The sequence below is a fragment of the Pseudomonas canadensis genome, assembly GCF_030980095.1.
GTDB classification, from domain to species: Bacteria; Pseudomonadota; Gammaproteobacteria; order Pseudomonadales; family Pseudomonadaceae; genus Aquipseudomonas; species Aquipseudomonas canadensis.
This window is the reverse complement of sequence record NZ_CP133298.1, coordinates 5,038,080-5,057,379: the sequence shown is the minus strand read 5'-3', so window position 1 is coordinate 5,057,379 and position 19,300 is coordinate 5,038,080. Positions and strand designations below refer to the sequence as shown.

At 58.6% G+C, this 19,300-nt stretch carries 22 protein-coding genes and 1 tRNA gene; 22 read left to right on the top strand and 1 reads right to left on the bottom strand.

Annotated features, from left to right (window positions below):
- Window positions 1-554: 554 nt before the first annotated feature.
- On the top strand, window positions 555-980 hold the full coding sequence (locus tag RB216_RS23525) for an HIT domain-containing protein (RefSeq protein WP_068937979.1): 426 nt from the start codon (window positions 555-557) through the stop codon (window positions 978-980).
- 3 nt (window positions 981-983) lie between these two features.
- Window positions 984-1,190 carry a SlyX family protein gene (locus RB216_RS23520; RefSeq protein WP_010208093.1) on the top strand — a complete coding sequence of 69 codons (207 nt, stop codon included), beginning with the start codon at window positions 984-986 and terminating at the stop codon, window positions 1,188-1,190.
- 69 nt (window positions 1,191-1,259) lie between these two features.
- Here RB216_RS23520 and RB216_RS23515 read toward each other — a convergent pair whose 3' ends face one another.
- Window positions 1,260-1,862, bottom strand: coding sequence for a cold-shock protein (locus RB216_RS23515; protein ID WP_016975455.1), 603 nt, complete (start codon window positions 1,860-1,862; stop codon window positions 1,260-1,262).
- Between the two features lie 415 nt (window positions 1,863-2,277).
- Here RB216_RS23515 and RB216_RS23510 point away from each other — a divergent pair, with 415 nt between their 5' ends.
- The 20 genes from RB216_RS23510 to RB216_RS23415 all read left to right on the top strand — a co-directional run bounded on the left by RB216_RS23510 (window position 2,278) and on the right by RB216_RS23415 (window position 19,293).
- Window positions 2,278-2,751, top strand: coding sequence for a Dps family protein (locus RB216_RS23510; RefSeq protein WP_028617745.1), 474 nt, complete (start codon window positions 2,278-2,280; stop codon window positions 2,749-2,751).
- A gap of 180 nt (window positions 2,752-2,931) precedes the next feature.
- A complete protein-coding gene (locus RB216_RS23505; protein WP_028617744.1) occupies window positions 2,932-3,264 on the top strand; it encodes a ribbon-helix-helix domain-containing protein in 333 nt (110 codons plus the stop codon).
- A gap of 168 nt (window positions 3,265-3,432) precedes the next feature.
- Complete coding sequence (locus RB216_RS23500) at window positions 3,433-3,654, top strand: FmdB family zinc ribbon protein (RefSeq protein ID WP_010208103.1); 222 nt, start codon at window positions 3,433-3,435, stop codon at window positions 3,652-3,654.
- A gap of 107 nt (window positions 3,655-3,761) precedes the next feature.
- Window positions 3,762-5,537, top strand: a complete 1,776-nt coding sequence (aspS, locus tag RB216_RS23495; RefSeq protein WP_028617743.1) for an aspartate--tRNA ligase — start codon at window positions 3,762-3,764, stop codon at window positions 5,535-5,537.
- 135 nt (window positions 5,538-5,672) lie between these two features.
- A complete protein-coding gene (locus tag RB216_RS23490) occupies window positions 5,673-6,419 on the top strand; it encodes a YebC/PmpR family DNA-binding transcriptional regulator (RefSeq protein WP_028617742.1) in 747 nt (248 codons plus the stop codon).
- Window positions 6,420-6,559: 140 nt separating this feature from the next.
- Window positions 6,560-7,084, top strand: coding sequence for a crossover junction endodeoxyribonuclease RuvC (gene ruvC, locus RB216_RS23485; protein ID WP_016975450.1), 525 nt, complete (start codon window positions 6,560-6,562; stop codon window positions 7,082-7,084).
- Between the two features lie 67 nt (window positions 7,085-7,151).
- Window positions 7,152-7,763 carry a Holliday junction branch migration protein RuvA gene (gene ruvA / locus RB216_RS23480; RefSeq protein ID WP_003175802.1) on the top strand — a complete coding sequence of 204 codons (612 nt, stop codon included), beginning with the start codon at window positions 7,152-7,154 and terminating at the stop codon, window positions 7,761-7,763.
- Complete coding sequence (gene ruvB / locus RB216_RS23475; RefSeq protein ID WP_003193867.1) at window positions 7,764-8,822, top strand: Holliday junction branch migration DNA helicase RuvB; 1,059 nt, start codon at window positions 7,764-7,766, stop codon at window positions 8,820-8,822.
- Between the two features lie 139 nt (window positions 8,823-8,961).
- The gene (gene ybgC / locus RB216_RS23470) at window positions 8,962-9,417 is read left to right on the top strand and encodes a tol-pal system-associated acyl-CoA thioesterase (protein WP_015885610.1); all 456 of its coding nucleotides are present in this window, start codon (window positions 8,962-8,964) and stop codon (window positions 9,415-9,417) included.
- Between the two features lies 1 nt (window position 9,418).
- Window positions 9,419-10,114 (top strand): protein TolQ, encoded by a 696-nt coding sequence (tolQ, locus tag RB216_RS23465; protein WP_010208111.1) that lies wholly within the window; start codon window positions 9,419-9,421, stop codon window positions 10,112-10,114.
- Between the two features lie 23 nt (window positions 10,115-10,137).
- Window positions 10,138-10,590, top strand: coding sequence for a protein TolR (gene tolR / locus RB216_RS23460; protein ID WP_161634127.1), 453 nt, complete (start codon window positions 10,138-10,140; stop codon window positions 10,588-10,590).
- Window positions 10,590-11,663 (top strand): cell envelope integrity protein TolA, encoded by a 1,074-nt coding sequence (gene tolA / locus RB216_RS23455; RefSeq protein WP_016975448.1) that lies wholly within the window; start codon window positions 10,590-10,592, stop codon window positions 11,661-11,663. The genes tolR and tolA overlap by 1 nt, the downstream gene beginning before the upstream one ends.
- A gap of 17 nt (window positions 11,664-11,680) precedes the next feature.
- Window positions 11,681-12,961, top strand: a complete 1,281-nt coding sequence (gene tolB / locus RB216_RS23450) for a Tol-Pal system beta propeller repeat protein TolB (protein WP_032864323.1) — start codon at window positions 11,681-11,683, stop codon at window positions 12,959-12,961.
- A 55-nt stretch (window positions 12,962-13,016) separates the two neighbouring features.
- On the top strand, window positions 13,017-13,517 hold the full coding sequence (pal, locus tag RB216_RS23445; RefSeq protein ID WP_003209827.1) for a peptidoglycan-associated lipoprotein Pal: 501 nt from the start codon (window positions 13,017-13,019) through the stop codon (window positions 13,515-13,517).
- A 6-nt stretch (window positions 13,518-13,523) separates the two neighbouring features.
- Window positions 13,524-14,357 (top strand): tol-pal system protein YbgF, encoded by an 834-nt coding sequence (ybgF, locus tag RB216_RS23440; RefSeq protein ID WP_016975447.1) that lies wholly within the window; start codon window positions 13,524-13,526, stop codon window positions 14,355-14,357.
- A 164-nt stretch (window positions 14,358-14,521) separates the two neighbouring features.
- Entirely contained in the window at window positions 14,522-15,169 is a 648-nt protein-coding gene (gene queE / locus RB216_RS23435) for a 7-carboxy-7-deazaguanine synthase QueE (protein ID WP_010208116.1), read from the top strand.
- Between the two features lie 16 nt (window positions 15,170-15,185).
- Complete coding sequence (gene queC, locus RB216_RS23430) at window positions 15,186-15,860, top strand: 7-cyano-7-deazaguanine synthase QueC (RefSeq protein ID WP_028617741.1); 675 nt, start codon at window positions 15,186-15,188, stop codon at window positions 15,858-15,860.
- 63 nt (window positions 15,861-15,923) lie between these two features.
- A tRNA-Lys gene (locus RB216_RS23425) sits at window positions 15,924-15,999 on the top strand.
- Window positions 16,000-16,314: 315 nt separating this feature from the next.
- Window positions 16,315-17,601 carry an OmpP1/FadL family transporter gene (locus RB216_RS23420; protein ID WP_028617740.1) on the top strand — a complete coding sequence of 429 codons (1,287 nt, stop codon included), beginning with the start codon at window positions 16,315-16,317 and terminating at the stop codon, window positions 17,599-17,601.
- A gap of 117 nt (window positions 17,602-17,718) precedes the next feature.
- The gene (locus RB216_RS23415) at window positions 17,719-19,293 is read left to right on the top strand and encodes a lactate dehydrogenase (RefSeq protein ID WP_308907956.1); all 1,575 of its coding nucleotides are present in this window, start codon (window positions 17,719-17,721) and stop codon (window positions 19,291-19,293) included.
- The last annotated feature ends 7 nt before the right edge of the window (window positions 19,294-19,300 follow it).

Below are 19,300 nucleotides of genomic sequence, written 5' to 3'. Positions count from 1 at the left end.
CACCTGCTTCCCGTCCGGTGCCGTTGCCGACGATAGAGGGATGAATGCAGCAAGCGTGCCCAAACCGTAAATCGAATGTCATTTTTTCGTGAAAAACGTTACCGCTTCGTGAAAACCGCATAAGCACGGGGTTTTTACGCCGATTGGTTTGGCCTTGACGCTCGGGCTCTGTGCCTGTGTTGTGGTGCATAAATCCTGTATCTGGGAAAAACGTTACCCGTTCACCCCATTCAGTGGGTAATCGGCGGATCTCTTTGAGGCGCAATTGGGTCATTTTGGTGCATGGCCTCTGATGCCTCAGTGTTTGGGTGATGGCTCAATGCCTTGTTTTGTGAGGCCTCTGCATCGCGGTTTTCCTCGCAATGTTTTGATCTGTGCTTGGTCAATCGCCGAAGGTTTGGTGGTTGAGCGTAGTCGAAAAAATCGTTTGGATCGAAATGGTGCACTTTTTTTCGCCACGCCTTGCTTGGGCGCGTATTGGTCGGCGTGAAGCAATAGCGATTCGCGGGTATGCTGGTGGCCTTGAACCTGACCTGCCGAACGGAGTGCCTGCGGTGTTCGCTTTAGATCAACGCCTTCAACAAGACACACTGGTCATCGGGGATTTCCCCCTGTGCCGCCTGCTGTTGTCCAATGACTCGAACTACCCTTGGTTCATCCTGGTGCCGCGCATCAATGCTATCAGCGAAGTGTTTCAACTGGATGTCGTCGACCAGCAACGCCTGTGGCAGGAAACGACTGCCCTGGCCCAGTTGCTCAATGAAGGTTTGGCCGCCGACAAGATGAACATCGGCGCTCTGGGCAACGTGGTCAGCCAGTTGCACGTGCATGTGATTGTGCGCAAACGTGATGATGCCGCCTGGCCTGCGCCGGTGTGGGGCAAGCATCCTGCGAAGCCTTATACCGATCAGCAAGTGTCAGCCATTCGTGCTCGTCTGCGCGAGCTGCTGCCCGCCGACTTCGTCTTTACCCAGGGTTGAATCATGGATCTGCAAGACCGCGTCAACGATCTGGAAAGTCGCCTGGCCTTCCAGGACGACACCATCGAGACTCTCAATGACATCCTTGTCACCCAGCAGCGCGCCGTCGAACGCCTGCAACTGCAGATGACCGCGTTGCTCAAGCGCCAGGAAGAAATGGGCGGTCAGTTCGAAACGTCCGAAGAAGAAGCGCCGCCGCCTCACTATTAATAGGCGTGCATAAAAAAACCGCGACCCAGCCAGGCTGGGTCGCGGTTTTTTTTGCTACGAAGCTGAGTATCAGCGACGCGGCAGTGCAGCGATCACGTCTTCGGCCTGCAGGCCTTTGTCGCGATTCATGACGGAGAATTCCACACGCTGGCCTTCCACCAGGACGCGATGGCCTTCGCCGCGAATGGCCCGGAAGTGGACGAAGATATCGTCGCCCGAATCACGGGAAATAAAGCCGAAGCCTTTGGATGTGTTGAACCACTTGACGGTACCGGTATCCCGATTGGTCATGTCGTAGGTTTGCGACGAGGCCGCAGGGGACGAACGGTAGAAGCTGATGGCCAGGTGAAGAACAATGGCGGCCACAGCAATCACCAGGCTGAGCAGGATGGCCGGGTGGCCGCCGACTTCAGGCATGGGCGCCAGGAGGGTGAGGGTTTGTACGACGACAGTCAGAACTAACAGCGCGCTGACCAGGTTTTGCAGTTGATGACGTGTGCCTTTGTTCCAGTAAGGGATCACCGGTGCCAGCGTCAGGTTAAGAAGGCCGAACAAGGCCAGGTACAGAGCGTCGTGTTGTTCCAGATACGGCAGGCTTTCAGGCTGCAGGCTCGGGATAAAGGACAGCAGCAAAGCTGCAACGCCCGTTAGCAGGTGGACGATTTTCAACATTTTGATTAACTCACGTTAAGACGGATCACAAGGAAGAGCTGACTGGCACGGTTCGCTTCTGAACAATGGGAGGCGTTGGGCACGTGCGCGGGGTATCAGCCTATGCCGCTGCCGCAGAAAATAACGGCGTCGACACGCCGCCTATTTAACAGCAAAGGCTGTGCCTACTCAAATCAAGCATTTCGGGGTGTTGCAAGGGTGACGGCATTTCTGCGTCAAACGCTTGTCCTAGACACGTGCGGGCTTTTCCAGCAGCCTGCTGGGACGTTTCCCACATGGACTGAAGGCTTGGGCCGTGTCGTTCTGGCAGGCCAAGGCGGGACGAATTGCCGCGCCGGGCTGCGCATCACCGGCACACTTGCTAGAGTGGTCCTGCACCGGATCAATGAATGCTTGTCAATTGAAGGGGATAAACATGGCAATCGATATCGGTATCAGTGAAGAAGATCGTAAATCCATCGTCGACGGGCTTTCGCGACTGCTTTCGGATACCTATGTACTGTACCTGAAGACCCACAACTTCCATTGGAACGTCACGGGCCCCATGTTCCGCACGTTGCACCTGATGTTCGAAGAACAGTACAACGAGCTGGCGCTGGCCGTGGACTCCATTGCCGAGCGTATCCGTGCCCTGGGCTTCCCGGCACCGGGTGCCTACTCCATCTACGCCCGTCTTTCTTCCATCAAGGAAGAAGAAGGTGTGCCGAGTGCTGAAGACATGATCAAGCAATTGGTTGAAGGCCAGGAGGCGGTCACTCGCACCGCGCGCGGTATCTTCCCGCTGCTCGACAAGGTCAGCGATGAGCCGACGGCCGACCTGTTGACCCAGCGCATGCAGGTTCACGAAAAGACCGCATGGATGCTGCGTTCCCTGCTCGAAAATCAGTAAACAACTGGCCTGAGCGGCGCCTTCCCGGCGCCGCTCGCTTGTTTCCGCGCATTTCCTGGCGTTGTCCTACGCCGATCAACTCCGCGTCTTCTGGCTGCCGCACTCTGCCTGCTGTTTTATAGGGTGATTGCCCAATGGGACACCCCATGGGCGGCTGTTTGGCAATGGAGTGTCAGGTGTATGTCACGCGGAGTGGGTAATGGAGTCATGGAAACCGGTGGTTTTCATAAAATAAAGGTCGACCCCTTTGTTAAAGGGTTCGACATGGGACTGGCCAAGCCATTGTCCCGGTCAGTGAGGCTCAACGGGTTTTCCACGTGCCTGCGGCTGGAGCAGATCTATTGGAATATCCTCACGGAAATTGCCAGGATCAATGCCTGTTCGGTCAGTGCGTTGCTGTCCTATGTGGATCGGGAAGTGCACTTGCGTCATGGCGGCGTGAAGAACTTCAGTGGGTTGGTCAGGGTGGTGTGTGTGGTTCACGCCTTGAAAGAGCGTGTTCAACCTTCTTAGCTACCGGGCTTCGGGGTCATGTCCTCCTTTAAGGCGGGCAAGGCCCCTGGGCAGAAAGCCGGCTGCGCTACCTCGATTTACCAGATATAATCCCGCGCTTTGCTGCGCGTGCCGGGTTGTTCCGGAGCAGGCGTGGCGCAGTAACGATCTGATCGCCGAGACATCTCCATGCCCATGTACGACTATCAATGTGCTTCCTGTGGTCATCAGTTGGAAGCCATTCAGAAGATCAGCGCAGCGCCGCTGGTCGATTGCCCAGCCTGCCAGGCGCCGGAGCTCAAGAAGATGTTGTCCATGCCAGGCTTCCGCCTGAGCGGCAGCGGCTGGTACGAGACCGACTTCAAGACCGGCTCGAAGAAGAACCTGGCGGGCGGCGACAAAGCAGACTGAGTTGAACTCTACGCGCAGGCTCCTGCATTATCCGTCCCCTGCTTTAATGTACGGTGACGAGGCAGGCCTCCACCGAATTTCGAATTACGAGAAGTGAAACCACTACCATGATGCGCAGCCACTATTGCGGCCAACTGAACGAGACCCTGGAAGGTCAGGAAATCACCCTTTGCGGATGGGTTCACCGTCGCCGCGACCACGGCGGGGTGATCTTCCTCGATATCCGTGATCGTGATGGTCTGGCCCAGGTGGTGTTCGACCCGGATCGCGCCGAGAGCTTCGCCGCCGCCGACCGCGTGCGCAGCGAATACGTCGTGAAGATCACCGGCAAGGTTCGCCTGCGTCCGGCCGGTGCCGTGAACAAGAACATGGCGTCCGGCGGCATTGAAGTGCTGGGCTATGAACTGGAAGTGCTGAACGAATCGGAAACCCCGCCGTTCCCGCTCAACGAATACTCCGACGTCGGCGAAGAAACCCGCCTGCGTTATCGCTTCCTGGACCTGCGTCGTCCGGAGATGGCCGAGAAGCTGCGCCTGCGTTCGCGCATGACCACCAGTATCCGCCGCTTCCTCGACGAAAACGGCTTCCTGGACGTCGAGACCCCGATCCTGACCCGCGCCACCCCGGAAGGCGCGCGTGACTACCTGGTGCCTAGCCGTACCCACGCCGGTTCGTTCTTCGCCCTGCCGCAATCGCCGCAGCTGTTCAAGCAGTTGCTGATGGTGGCCGGCTTCGACCGTTACTACCAGATCGCCAAGTGCTTCCGTGACGAAGACCTGCGCGCTGATCGCCAGCCGGAATTCACCCAGATCGATATCGAGACCAGCTTCCTCGATGAGAAAGAGATCATGGGCCTGACCGAGCAGATGATCCGTAATCTGTTCAAGGAAGTGCTGGACCTGGAGTTCGGCGATTTCCCGCACATGACCTTCGAAGAAGCCATGCGCCGTTACGGTTCCGACAAGCCAGACCTGCGTAACCCGCTGGAACTGGTGGACGTGGCCGACCAACTCAAAGCAGTCGACTTCAAGGTGTTCAGCGGCCCGGCCAATGACCCTAAGTGCCGCATCGCCGCCCTGCGCGTGCCTGGCGGCGCGAGCATGCCGCGCAAGCAGATCGACGACTACACCAAGTTCGTCGGCATCTACGGTGCCAAGGGCCTGGCGTACATCAAGGTCAACGAGCGCGCCAATGGTGTTGACGGCCTGCAATCGCCGATCGTCAAAAACATCCCGCTGGACAACCTGAACGCGATCCTCGACCGCGTCGGTGCAGTCGACGGCGACATCGTGTTCTTCGGCGCCGACAAGGCCAAGATCGTCAGCGAGGCCCTGGGCGCACTGCGCATCAAGCTGGGTCACGACCTGAACCTGCTGACCTGCGAATGGGCCCCGATGTGGGTCGTTGACTTCCCGATGTTCGAAGAGAACGACGACGGCAGCTTCAGCGCCTTGCACCACCCGTTCACCGCGCCGAAGTGCTCCCCGGCCGAGCTGGAAGCCAATCCTGCGGGCGCGCTGTCCCGCGCCTACGACATGGTGCTCAACGGTACCGAGCTGGGTGGCGGTTCGATCCGTATCCACCGCAAGGAGATGCAACAAGCGGTCTTCCGCCTGTTGGGCATCAACGAAGCGGAACAGGAAGAGAAGTTCGGCTTCCTGCTCGACGCCCTGAAATACGGCGCGCCGCCGCACGGTGGCCTGGCGTTCGGTCTGGACCGCCTGGTGATGCTGATGACCGGCGCCCAGTCGATCCGTGAAGTGATCGCCTTCCCGAAAACCCAGAGCGCTGCGGACGTCATGACCCAGGCTCCGGGTGTGGTGGATGCCAAGGCACTGCGCGAGTTGCACATCCGCCTGCGTGAGACGCCTAAGGCTGAGTAAGGCTGCTGCGTGAAAGCGCACTGAGGTTTACGCAGTCTAAAAAGGCGCATCTTCGGATGCGCCTTTGCGTTAAAGGACTATTCCTCGCCTGGGGCGGGGTTGATCAAGGTTTCTATAGAATTTCGGAGTTGTGTTATGGCTGGCCATTCCAAGTGGGCGAACATCAAGCACCGCAAAGAGCGTCAGGATGCCAAAAAAGGCAAGATCTTCACCAAGTGGATCCGCGAGCTGACCGTCGCCGCCCGCCAGGGCGGTGGTGACCCCGGCTCCAACCCGCGTCTGCGCCTGGCGTTGGACAAGGCGCTTGGCGCCAACATGAGCCGCGACATCATCGACCGCGCCGTGGCCCGTGGCGCCGGTGCTGCCGATACCGACGATATGGTCGAACTGAGCTACGAAGGCTACGGCCCGGGCGGCGTGGCGGTGATGGTCGAGTGCATGACTGACAATCGCAACCGTACCGCGGCAGCCGTGCGCCACGCGTTCAGCAAGTGCGGTGGCAACCTTGGCACCGACGGTTCGGTGGCTTACCTGTTCGAGCGCAAGGGGCAGATCACCTTCGCCCCCGGCACGGATGAAGACGCGCTGATGGAAGCGGCGATGGAGGCAGATGCCGACGACGTGGTGACCAATGAAGACGGTTCCATCGACGTGTTCACCTCGTTCGCCAGCTTCTATGCCGTGCGCAATGCCCTTGAAGCCGCGGGTTTCAAAGGCACCGACGCGGAAATCGTGATGCTGCCGACCACCAGTGCCGAGCTGGACCTGGATGGCGCGCAGAAAGTGCTGAAGATGCTGGATATGCTGGAAGACCTGGATGATGTGCAGAACGTGTATTCCAATGCCGACATCCCGGAATCCGTCGCCGAACAGCTCTCCTAGGCACACCGCTCCCCTGTAGGAGCCGGCTTGCCGGCGATAGGGCCCTTGAGGACGCCATCGCCGGCAAGCCGGCTCCTACGGGGTTTCATGTCACCCTGCATGTTTTATGCTGGTTTCTCTTTACCTTATCTGCAGGCGTTATGACTTTAATCCTAGGTATCGACCCCGGTTCGCGCATCACCGGTTTTGGCGTGGTGCAGCAGACCCCGCGCGGCTGTGTCTACGTCGCTTCGGGCTGCATCCGCACCGGCGCGGGCGAGTTGGCCGAGCGCCTGCAGATTGTCTATCGCGGCGTGCGTGAAGTGATCCAGACCTACGGACCGGTCACCATGGGCATCGAAAAGGTGTTCATGGCAAAAAATGCCGACTCCGCGTTAAAGCTTGGCCAGGCCCGTGGCGCTGCCATCGTTGCCGGGGCGGAGGAGGGCATGGAGATCGCCGAGTACACGGCGACCCAGGTCAAGCAGGCCGTGGTCGGCACCGGTGCGGCGAATAAAGAGCAGGTGCAGATGATGGTCATGCACATGCTCAAGCTCACTTCAAAACCGCAGATCGACGCCTCCGACGCCCTGGCCATTGCCATTTGCCATGCGCACACCCGCTCCAGCTTGCTGCCTCATGGGCTGGGTACGGCACGCAGTCGTGGCGGGCGGCTGCGTCTCTGATAGCATCAGCGCAATCGTAATTTCCGGTCAGGCCATGCGCTGACCCCAAGCTTTAAGGATCTGAACCGTGATTGGACGCTTGCGCGGCACCCTGGCTGAGAAACAGCCGCCGCACCTGATTCTGGATGTAAACGGGCTGGGGTATGAGCTGGAAGTGCCCATGACCACCCTGTATCGCCTACCGTCGGTCGGTGAGCCGATTACCCTGCACACCCACTTGGTGGTGCGCGAAGACGCGCAACTACTCTATGGTTTCATCGGCAAGCGCGACCGTGACTTCTTTCGCGAGCTGATCCGCCTCAACGGCGTGGGCCCGAAACTGGCCTTGGCGTTGATGTCGAGCCTGGAAGTGGATGAGCTGGTGCGCGCGGTTTCGGCCCAGGACACGTCGGCGCTGACCAAGGTGCCGGGTGTCGGCAAGAAGACTGCCGAGCGCCTGCTGGTGGAACTCAAGGACCGCTTCAAAGCCTGGGAAGTGGTACCGAGTATGTTCGCCCTGGTGCCGAATCAGCCGGATATGCCGGCGGGCCAAGTTGCCAGCGCCGAAAGCGATGCCGTCAGCGCGCTGATTTCCCTGGGCTACAAGCCGCAGGAAGCCAGCAAGGCCGTGTCGGCCATCAAGGACAAGAACCTGAGCAGTGAAGACATGATCCGCCGCGCCCTGAAGGGAATGATTTAAGTGATTGAAGCTGATCGTCTGATTGCAGCCACTGGCCCGCGCGACCGTGAAGAGGTCCAGGACCGCGCCATCCGCCCCCTGAGCCTGGCCGAATACATCGGTCAGCCCACCGTGCGTGAGCAGATGGAGTTGTTCATCCAGGCTGCGCGCGGGCGCAGTGAGTCCCTGGACCACACGCTGATCTTCGGGCCGCCTGGGTTGGGCAAGACCACCCTGGCCAACATCATCGCCCAGGAAATGGGCGTATCGATCAAGTCCACCTCCGGCCCGGTGCTGGAGCGTCCGGGGGATCTGGCGGCGTTGCTGACCAACCTCGAGCCCCATGACGTGCTGTTTATCGACGAGATTCACCGGCTTTCGCCGATCGTCGAGGAAGTGCTGTACCCGGCGATGGAGGACTTCCAGCTCGACATCATGATTGGCGAAGGCCCGGCGGCCCGTTCGATCAAGCTCGATCTTCCGCCTTTCACCCTGGTGGGGGCCACCACCCGCGCCGGTATGTTGACCAACCCTTTGCGAGACCGTTTCGGCATTGTTCAACGTCTAGAGTTCTATAGCACGGCGGACTTGGCGACCATCGTCAGTCGTTCGGCGAGCATTCTCGGTTTGCCGCTGGACCCGGAAGGCGCGTTTGAAATCGCCCGCCGGGCCCGTGGTACGCCTCGGATCGCCAACCGTCTGCTGCGCCGTGTGCGGGACTTTGCCGAGGTGCGGGCCAAGGGGCATATCACCAAGGCGGTGGCCGATCTGGCGTTGAACCTGCTGGATGTGGATGAGCACGGCTTCGATCACCAGGATCGGCGTCTACTCTTGACCATGATCGAGAAGTTCGACGGCGGGCCGGTAGGCGTCGACAGCCTGGCCGCGGCCATCAGCGAAGAACGCCATACCATTGAGGATGTGCTGGAGCCATATCTGATCCAGCAGGGTTACATCATGCGTACGCCGAGGGGGAGAGTCGTCACGCGCCACGCCTATCTGCACTTCGGGTTAAACATTCCGTCACGATTGGGCGAGATGCCTGTAGTAGACGAATTCCTCGATGCAGTGGACGATTAAAAGCTTCACGCCAGACGATTTATCCGAGGTTTGTGCTGTCCTAGTGGCTGGTGTCGTCATTCAGTCACTCGAAATGTTTCGATGGATTAAAAAACAGTTGCCCAGCCGGATTGGCAACCTGAGGAGTAAGCACTAGAGTATGCGCGCGCAAAACGGGGATCAGTCGTTCGCACATCGCTGTCGCGTTTATTACGAGGACACCGATGCGGGCGGCATCGTGTATTACGTCAACTACCTCAAGTTCATGGAGCGGGCTCGAACCGAGCGGCTACGGGAGCTGGGCTTTGCCCAATCCCAGCTGGCAGGGGAGGACCTGTTATTCGTCGTGCATTCCAGCGAGGCGCGCTATCACGCGCCGGCGCGGCTGGACGACGAACTGTTGGTCAGCGCTGAAGTAATCGAATTGAACCGTGTCAGCCTGCGTTTCAAGCAGCAGGTCAGGCGGGCAACGGATGCAACGCTGCTCTGTGAGGGGCAGTTCCTGGTGGCCTGTGTGCGCACCAATAGTTTGAAACCCCGGGCCATTCCCGAAGCTCTACGTGCGGCCTTTGCCGACGTAAGCGGCGCGGGTAAACAATCAAAGCAGGAGATTTAGCGTGGAACCTACCGTCGTCGACCATTCCTCCATGTGGAGCCTGGTCAGCAATGCCAGTGTTGTGGTTCAACTGGTCATGCTGACCCTGGTAGCCGCATCGGTTACCTCTTGGGTCATGATTTTTCAGCGCAGCAATCTGTTGCGTGCCGGTCGACGTGCCCTGGAGAGCTTTGAAGAGCGCTTCTGGTCGGGTATCGACCTGTCCAAGCTTTACCGTCAGGCGGGCAGCAACCCGGACCCGGATTCTGGCGTCGAGCAGATCTTCCGCGCCGGCTTCAAGGAATTCTCCCGCCTGCGCCAGCAGCCAGGTGTTGACCCGGAAGCGGTCATGGAAGGTGTGGCTCGTGCCATGCGCGTTGCCATTTCCCGTGAAGAAGAGAAGCTTGAGCAAAGCTTGCCGTTCCTCGCCACCGTCGGCTCCGTAAGCCCTTACATCGGCTTGTTCGGTACCGTGTGGGGGATCATGAACTCCTTCCGTGGCCTGGCCCAGGCCCAGCAAGCGACCCTGGCTACCGTGGCTCCTGGTATTGCCGAAGCCCTGATCGCCACCGCGATCGGCCTGTTCGCTGCTATCCCCGCAGTAATTGCCTACAACCGTTTTGCTGCTCGCGGCGAGAACCTGATTGGCCGTTACTACACCTTCGCCGATGAATTCCAGGCGATCCTGCACCGTAAAGTGCACACCAGCGAAGAATAAGCAGGTATCTCACGATGGCTTTAATCACTCGAGCTCGAACCAAGCGCAAGCCGGTCGCCGAGATGAACGTAGTGCCTTACATCGACGTGATGCTGGTGCTGCTGGTTATCTTCATGGTGACCGCGCCGATGCTCAACCAGGGTGTGAAGGTTGACCTGCCCAAGGTTTCCAGCGAAGCCTTGCCGCAAGACAACAACACCCAGGTGCTGACCATTTCGATCAAGTCCGACAAGACCTATTACTGGAACCTTGGCAGCGAAGTCGACACTCAGAAGCAGCAGGACAAGGCCCTGACCTTGCCGGCGATGACCGACGCGGTGACCAAGATCATTCGTTCCGGCAACGAAGGCGGCAAGCACACCCAGGTCTTCATCCGCGGTGACAAGGCGGTCGACTACGGCTCCGTCATGGGCGCCATGGGCGGGCTGCAGAAGGCCGGCGTGGGTAACGTTGGCTTGATTACCGAGGCGCCCTGATGCAGCAACAGCGAGAGCCGTCCGCCTCGGAAAGCTACTTCTGGCCTAGCGTCTGGGCAATTGCCCTGCACGTCCTGGTGTTTGGCATGCTGTTCGTCAGCTTTGCCATGACTCCGGACCTGCCGCCAGCCAAGCCGATCGTGCAGGCGACCCTGTATCAGCTGAAATCGAAAAGTCAGGCCACCACCCAGACCAATCAGAAGATTGCGGGTGAGGCCCAGAAGTCGGCTGCGCGCCAGACTGAAGTCGAACAGATGGAACAGAAGAAGGTCGAGCAGGAAGCGGTGAAGGCTGCTGCGGAACAAAAGAAAGAAGAGGCGGCTCAAAAGGCCGAGGAATCGAAAAAGGCTGACGAAGCCAAGAAAGCGGACGAGGCGAAAAAGGCTGATGAAGCCAAGAAAGCCGAGAAAGCTGCCGAAGCCAAAAAGGCCGAAGAGAAACAATTGGCTGATATAGCCAAGAAGAAGTCTGAAGAAGAAGCCAAGAAGGCTGCTGAAGAAGAGGCCAAGAAAAAGGCCGCTGAAGACGCCAAGAAGAAAATAGTCGAAGACGCGAAGAAGAAAGCCGCCGAAGACGCCAAGAAAAAAGCTGAAGCAGACGAGGCGAAGAAAAAAGTCGCCGACGACGCGAAGAAGAAAGCTGCCGCCGACGCCCAGAAGAAAAAGGCCCAGGAAGCAGCGCGCAAATCCGCCGAAGAGAAAAAGGCCCAGGCCTTGGCAGATCTGCTCTCCGACACGCCGCAGCGTCAGCAAGCCTTGGCCGATGAACGTGGTGATGAAGTCGCGGGCAGTTTCGACGACCTGATTCGGGCGCGGGCAGCAGAGGGATGGACACGTCCACCTTCGGCACGTAAAGGCATGACAGTAGTGCTGCAGATCGGCATGTTGCCGGACGGTACGGTGACTTCGGTCAGCGTGTCCAAGTCCAGTGGTGACGGTTCGTTCGACAGTTCGGCGGTTGCCGCGGTCAAGAATATTGGCCGGTTGACCGAGATGCAGGGAATGAAACCAAGCGACTTCGCTCCCTATCGTTCATTCAAGATGACATTCACACCTGAGGATCTAGCCTTGTGAGAAACCTTCTTCGAGGAATGCTTGTCGTTATTTGCTGTATGGCAGGGATAGCGGCGGCGGATGAAAAGAACATTCTGGTCACCAGCGGTAGCGATCGGGCCACCCCGATCGCGGTAGTGCCGTTCGGCTGGCAGGGCGGCAGCGTGCTGCCGGACGACATGGCCCAGATCGTCAGCGACGACCTGCGCAACTCCGGTTACTACGCACCGATTCCAAAAGGCAACATGATCAGCCAGCCAAACCAGGCCAGCGAAGTCGTGTTCCGCGACTGGAAAGCGGTGGGTGCGCAGTACCTGATGGTCGGCAATATCACGCCGGCCGGTGGTCGTCTGCAAATCACCTACACCTTGTTCAACGTGGCGACCGAACAGCAGGTCTTGACCGGCAGCGTGTCGGGCACTGCCGAGCAGATCCGCGACATGGCCCACTACATCTCGGACCAGTCGTTTGAAAAGCTCACCGGTATCAAGGGTGCGTTCTCGACGCGTCTGCTGTACGTAACGGCTGAACGTTTCTCTGTAGACAACACTCGTTACACTTTGCAGCGCTCGGACTACGACGGTGCACGGGCTGTGACCTTGCTCCAATCCCGTGAGCCAATCCTGTCGCCGCGCTTCGCGCCGGACGGCAAGCGTATTGCCTACGTGTCCTTCGAGCAGAAGCGTCCGCGTATCTTCGTCCAGCACATTGATACTGGCCGTCGTGAGCAGATCACCAACTTCGAAGGCCTCAACGGTGCACCGGCCTGGTCGCCGGATGGTTCGCGCCTGGCGTTCGTGCTGTCCAAGGATGGCAACCCGGATATCTACGTGATGAACATGGCTTCGCGCCAGATTTCCCGCGTAACCAGCGGCCCGGGCATCAACACCGAACCGTTCTGGGGCAAGGATGGTTCGACCATTTACTTCACCTCTGACCGAGGCGGCAAGCCACAGGTCTACAAGGCGAACGTGAATGGTGGTGGGGCAGAGCGTGTTACTTTTATCGGTAACTACAACGCCAACCCTAAGCTTTCGGCCGATGAAAAGACGTTGGTGATGATTCACCGTCAGGATGGTTTCACTAATTTCCGGGTTGCGGCCCAGGATTTGCAGCGCGGAACCGTAAAAATCCTCACAGATACCAACCTTGATGAGTCAGCCACTGTTGCGCCCAACGGCACCATGGTAATCTACGCCACCCGCCAGCAGGGCCGGGGAGTCTTGATGCTCGTGTCCATAAATGGACGCGTAAGGCTCCCACTTCCTACCGCACAAGGCGAAGTCAGAGAACCATCCTGGTCCCCTTACCTGAACTGACGCGGCGCTACAAAAAGAAGTACTTAACACACTGGGGTTCATTAGGAGTTTCACGATGGAAATGCTGAAGTTTGGTAAGTTTGCTGCTCTGGCTCTGGCTCTGTCCGTAGCCGTTGGTTGCTCGTCTAAAGGCGGCGACAATGCCGGTGAAGGCGCAGCTGTTGATCCAAACGCTGGTTACGGCGCTAACACTGGTGCGGTTGACGGCTCCCTGAGCGAAGAAGCTGCTCTGCGCGCTATCACCACTTTCTACTTCGAATACGACAGTTCGGACCTGAAACCAGAAGCCATGCGCGCTCTGGACGTTCACGCGAAGGACCTGAAAGCTAACGGCGCTCGCGTTGTACTGGAAGGTAACACTGACGAACGTGGTACTCGTGAGTACAACATGGCACTGGGCGAGCGTCGTGCGAAAGCCGTTCAGCGCTACCTGGTACTGCAAGGTGTTGCTCCAGGCCAACTGGAACTGGTTTCCTACGGTAAAGAGCGTCCAGTTGCTACTGGCCACGACGAGCAGTCCTGGGCTCAAAACCGTCGCGTCGAACTGCGTAAGTAATTCGTCATGCGAACGTGCCGTCGTGCTCTAACTGTATTGGCTCTCAGCCTCGCACCGCTTGCGGTGTGGGCTGCGGTTCCTGTGGAAGATAGCAACTCTGGCTATAACAATAGCGGGAGCAGTTATCCGCCAGCAGGTTATGGCACGAACGGCGCCTATGCGGGGGGAGCGGCTACGTCCGCTCCCTCGGCACAGGGCGAACTGTTCAACCAGCTGCAACGCATGCAGGATCAACTGGCGCAGCAACAAGGCACCATTGAAGTACTGCAGAACCAAGTGAACCAGCTGAAGCAAGAAGGCCTGGAGCGTTACCAGGATCTTGATCGACGCATTGGAGCCGGCGTTCAACCTGCCGCAACTCCTGATAATTCTTCTGCCGGTGGCGCGCCAAGCGCTGCTGCCGGTGGTGCAGCAGCAGGGGCGGCTGCCAGCCAAGCCCCTGCCGCGAGCAGCGAACCGGGTGATCCGGCTAAGGAAAAGCTGTATTACGATGCAGCCTTCGACTTGATCAAAGCCAAGGATTTCGATAAGGCCAGCCAGGCATTTACCGCTTTCCTGCGTAAATACCCGAACAGCCAGTACGCGGGCAACGCCCAATACTGGTTGGGTGAAGTCAACCTGGCCAAGGGTGATCTACAGGGCGCGGGCCAGGCATTTGCCAAGGTCAGCCAGCTGTACCCCAAGCATGCCAAGGTGCCGGATTCGCTGTACAAACTCGCTGACGTAGAGCGCCGCCTGGGTCATACCGACAAGGTCAAAGGCATTCTGCAGCAGGTTGTGGCCCAATATCCGGGGACTTCCGCTGCCCAGTTGGCCCAACGGGATCTGCAACGCTTGTAAGCGATGCAGCCCGTTTAGAAGAAACCCGCGCCTGTCGCGGGTTTTTTCGTTAGAATCCACGCCCTTTTATGAAACACGCTTTTTGGGGTCTACGCGTTGGCGGGGTCCCTCAAAGTGCCTGACGGAGGCGGACAGCCTGTTTAGCTGTTACGCCCGTGGCGACTATGCAAGACACATTACGTATTACCGAAGTTTTTTACTCGTTGCAGGGTGAAACGCGAACGGCTGGCCTGCCCACAGTATTCGTGCGCCTGACCGGTTGTCCCTTGCGTTGCCAATACTGCGACAGCGCCTACGCCTTCAGTGGCGGCACGGTGCGCACCCTCGATGACATCCTGGAGCAGGTCGCCGGCTACAAGCCGCGCTACGTCTGTGTGACCGGCGGCGAGCCGTTGGCCCAGCCCAATGCCATCCCGTTGCTCAAGCAGCTGTGTGATGCCGGCTACGAGGTCTCCCTGGAGACCAGTGGCGCCTTGGACATCTCTGCGGTCGACCCCCGTGTCAGCCGCGTGGTCGACCTCAAGACCCCCGACTCCAAGGAAGCGCACCGTAACCGCTACGAGAACATCGAGCTGCTGACGGCCAACGATCAAGTCAAGTTCGTGATCTGCTCCCGCGACGACTACGACTGGGCGAACTCCAAGCTGATTCAATACGGGCTGGACCGCCGCGCAGGCGAAGTACTGTTTTCGCCAAGCCACCATGACCTGAACGCACGCGACCTCGCTGATTGGGTGGTTGCGGACAATCTCCCGGTGCGCCTGCAATTGCAGCTGCATAAATACCTTTGGAACGACGAGCCAGGACGCTGATATGACTGAACACACAATGGATCAAAAACGCGCGGTAATTCTGCTGTCCGGCGGCCTCGACTCGGCCACCGTGGTGGCCATGGCCCAGGCGCAAGGCTACAGCTGCTACACCATGAGCTTCGACTACGGCCAGCGTCACCGCGCCGAGCTGAACGCCGCCGCGCGTGTTGCCCGTGAGATGGGCGTGGTCGAGCACAAGGTGATCGGCCTGAACCTCAACGGCATCGGCGGCTCGGCGCTGACCGACAGCAGCATCGATGTGCCGGAAGCGCCCAGCGAAGGCATCCCGGTGACCTACGTGCCGGCACGCAACACCGTGTTCCTGTCCCTGGCCCTCGGCTGGGCAGAAGTGCTCAACGCTCGCGACATCTTCATTGGCGTCAACGCAGTGGATTACTCCGGTTACCCGGACTGCCGCCCAGAGTTCGTCGAGTCGTTCGAGCGCATGGCCAACCTGGCGACCAAGGCCGGTGTAGAAGGGCAGGGCTTCCGTATCCTGGCGCCGCTGCAAAACCTCAGCAAGGCCGATATCGTCAAGGCTGGTGTAGGACTTGGCGTGGATTATTCGCTGACTGTTTCCTGCTATCAGGCAGACGATGACGGCCGTGCTTGTGGGAAATGCGACAGCTGCCGACTGCGTGCAGAAGGCTTCCAAGCGGCCGGAATTACTGACCCAACGCGTTATTTCTGATTTATTTCAAATAAGGTGTTGAATAATCCTTAGAAATCAGTATTATACGCGCCACCACACAGCGGGTCGTTAGCTCAGTTGGTAGAGCAGTTGGCTTTTAACCAATTGGTCGTAGGTTCGAATCCCACACGACCCACCATTTTTGGCGGTTTAGAAAATCCGGAAGGCCCACGCAAGTGAGGATTTCCGGGTTTTTTTTTGCCTGCTGGAATACAGAGAAAGCCCCAGGCATACGAAGTGCCTGGGGTTTTTTGTATCCGAGCCATTGTCAGGCTCTGTTCAAAACCAATGGGTCATGATCAGGCTTCAAGGTCATTATTGGGGATGAAAAACAGCTAAAGTCTTTGAATATCCTAGGATTGTCCGACAATCACCCGCATGAAAAACTCTTCATAAACCCCTCGCTCGAACGTTGGTAGCTTCCTCGTCGCTGCCCACAATTCGAGTCCTAATAATGAATAACAAAACTCTTAAAGGCGCCTTGGCGCTCGCCGTTTCCCTTGCCTCAACCCAGCTGTTCGCCGGTGGATTCGCGCTCAATGAACAAAGTATCAGTTCAATGGGCACGGGTTATGCCGGTCGCTCCTCATCGGCCGAAGACGCCAGTACCGTGTTTGGCAACCCCGCCGGTATGTCTCGCCTGAAGCAGAATGAAGTCAGTCTCGGTGCGACTTACCTCGATGCCAAAACCGATATCAAAGACGCCAGTTCCTCGCAGTTCGGTGCCGACAACCCAGGCACCAACAAGGGCGATATGGTGCCCGGCATTGCCGTGCCGATGGGGTATCTGGTCACGCCTATCGATGAGCACTGGGCGTTCGGTTTAGGCATCTATGCCCCGTTCGGCTTGGTGACCGACTATGAGCACAGCTTCCAGGGCAATGGCTTCGGCAACAAGAGCAAGGTTCAGGTCATCACCGTGCAGCCGACGGTCAGCTATGCCTTCAACGACAAGGTGTCGGTAGGCTTCGGCCCGACCTTCAATCGCATCAATGGCGAGCTGGACTCCAATGTGCCGCTGGGTGGCGGCGCGGGCGAAAGTGTGAAGGTCAAAGGCGACGACAACGCCACCGGGTTCAACGCCGGTATCCTGGTGCAACCCCTCGAAAGTACGCGTATCGGCGTGACCTACCACTCGCAGGTGGTCTACCACCTTACCGGCAAGACCCACGCCTCCGGGGTGATCTCCGATGCCTTCGACGGTGGGCCCCAGCACTATGACGCCAGCTTGAACGTCACCACGCCATCCTCGGTGGATTTTTCGGTCACCCATCAACTGAATGACGACTGGACCCTCTACCTCGGTAGCACCTACACCCGTTGGAGCCAGTTGAAGAAGATCACCATCAACAACGATGGCGTGTCCGATCTCACTGCTCAATTTGGTGGCCTTGGCTCGATCACCGAGCAACAGCACTGGCATGACACCTGGTCCCACGCCATCGGCGCGGCGTATCGGGTCAACAAACAACTGGTGCTACGGACCGGCTTCTCGGTGGACCAGACGCCGACCAACAACACCGACCGCTCCGTGCGGATTCCTACGGGTGACCGCACGGTGTTCAGCCTGGGCGCCGGCTGGACGCCCGTCGATAACCTGACCTTCGACGTAGCGTATTCGTACCTCAAGGAAGAACCGATCAAGGTGCGGCAGAACCTTTCCCAGGTTGGCCTGACCTACGATGCCAAGTATGAAAACAGCGCCAATGGCTTCGGCGGATCGGTGACCTACCGCTTCTGATGTTCGCAAAACCGCAAAGAGCCAGTTTTTTGGCATGGCTCTTTGCTATCTATGTGCTGTCAATCGATCGAAGTCTTGGTTAAATTGAGCATTGCTCAGCTCAAGACAGGGATCGTCATGACCACGCTTTCGCCTATTAATACCGGCAATACGCTTATCGTCCGTCCGACAGAAACGCCGCCTGCAACCCTGACGCACAACATTGAAGTCAGCCTGAAGAGGCCCTCTTCAGTCGTCAGCCTGGGCAACGTCGTCTCCGATACGCTTTCCGACACCTATTCCCGTCGCGGGCAATTACCGGGTCAAGAGACCGTGCGCGCCTGGGAAAGTGACAGCCAGGACGCGCTCAGCAAATCGCTCAACGCCAACTTCAATTCGCAGTCGACGGCCAACCGCTTCAGTGGCTTGGGCGCTGGCCTGATTGCGCAGTTTGCCAAGGGCGGGGCAGGGATTTCCCAGTCGGTGATGTTCGCGAGTGCCGACCGCGCGGCGAACGCAGGTGAAATCAAAGTTGATCAGGGTCTGCTGCACACCAAGGCCGACAACCTGGTCAGCCTCAGCATCAAGACCGCCAGCGGTAAGACCGTCACCTTCAGCCTTTCGAGCCAGACCGATGGCCTGGGCGTGCAGGCCACAGTAGACGGTGGCACCTTGAGCGATGAGGAACTCAAGGCCGTCGGCAAACTGGGCAGCGCCTTCCAGTCCGCCGTAGATGGATTGACGGCAACGCCGCCGAAGCTCGACCTGAGCCAACTGACGCAGTTTGATACCAAGCTGCTGGCGTCGGTGGACCTCAATGCCAAGCTCAAATCCCTGGACGGCCAGGACCTGAGCCTGGCCTTCCATGCGGACAGCCAAAGCCGCACCACCCGCATGAGGGGGCCGCTCGGCGAGTTGAACTTGGCCGTCGACCTGAAAAACGCCGCGATCCTCGGCAACGCCAAGCAACAGGCCAAGGCCCTGCAACGCTATCTCGCCCAATTCGACCGGGCACAGGAGCGCGGCAGTGCCAAGCCAGAGCTGATGGCGATGTTCAAAGACGCCTTCAGCGCCATGAATAGTCATTATCCACAGGGCGTTACCCTGCCCGAAGCGTTGACGCGCAACTCGACTGATCAGGGCTTGCTGACCGGCTTGGCGGACTTCAAGGCATCCATCAAACAGACCAGCGAATCGCCGAACCCGATGCGTCCGTCTGAGGTGGACAGTTTCGCCTATGAGGTTTCGCAAAAGACCCACGTCGGCGGCACCAGCACCTTGGATCGCAGTGTCAGCCAGGACCAGCAGTCGAGCCTGTCCGCGAGTTTCCATAAAGGGCTCAAGGGCGGCAAAGCGCCTGCCCTGGACGGCAACGCAGAGTCGCAGAACTATCGCTACATACAAGTGCAGGACAAGGCCAGTAGCTCGGCCAAGCTCTCCTACAAGGACGGCCTGCTGGCCAGTGCAACCCTCGATCAAAGTGCCAGCCAGAACACCCGCACGCAGCAGTATGTGATGGGCAAGTTGGTGGAAGACACCACGGTGCCGAAAGAGGCGTCGGTCAAGCGCGACTACCTGGTGCTGCTCGAATACGCCGCCAAGGAAAGCAAGAAGTCCAAGGATGCGCTGGAGGAGTCCACTGTTAAAGAAGCCCTGGCCAGCCTGCATGCTTCGGTAATGTTGCAGGAAGATCCGTCCGCACTGGCACGCTGATACGGCT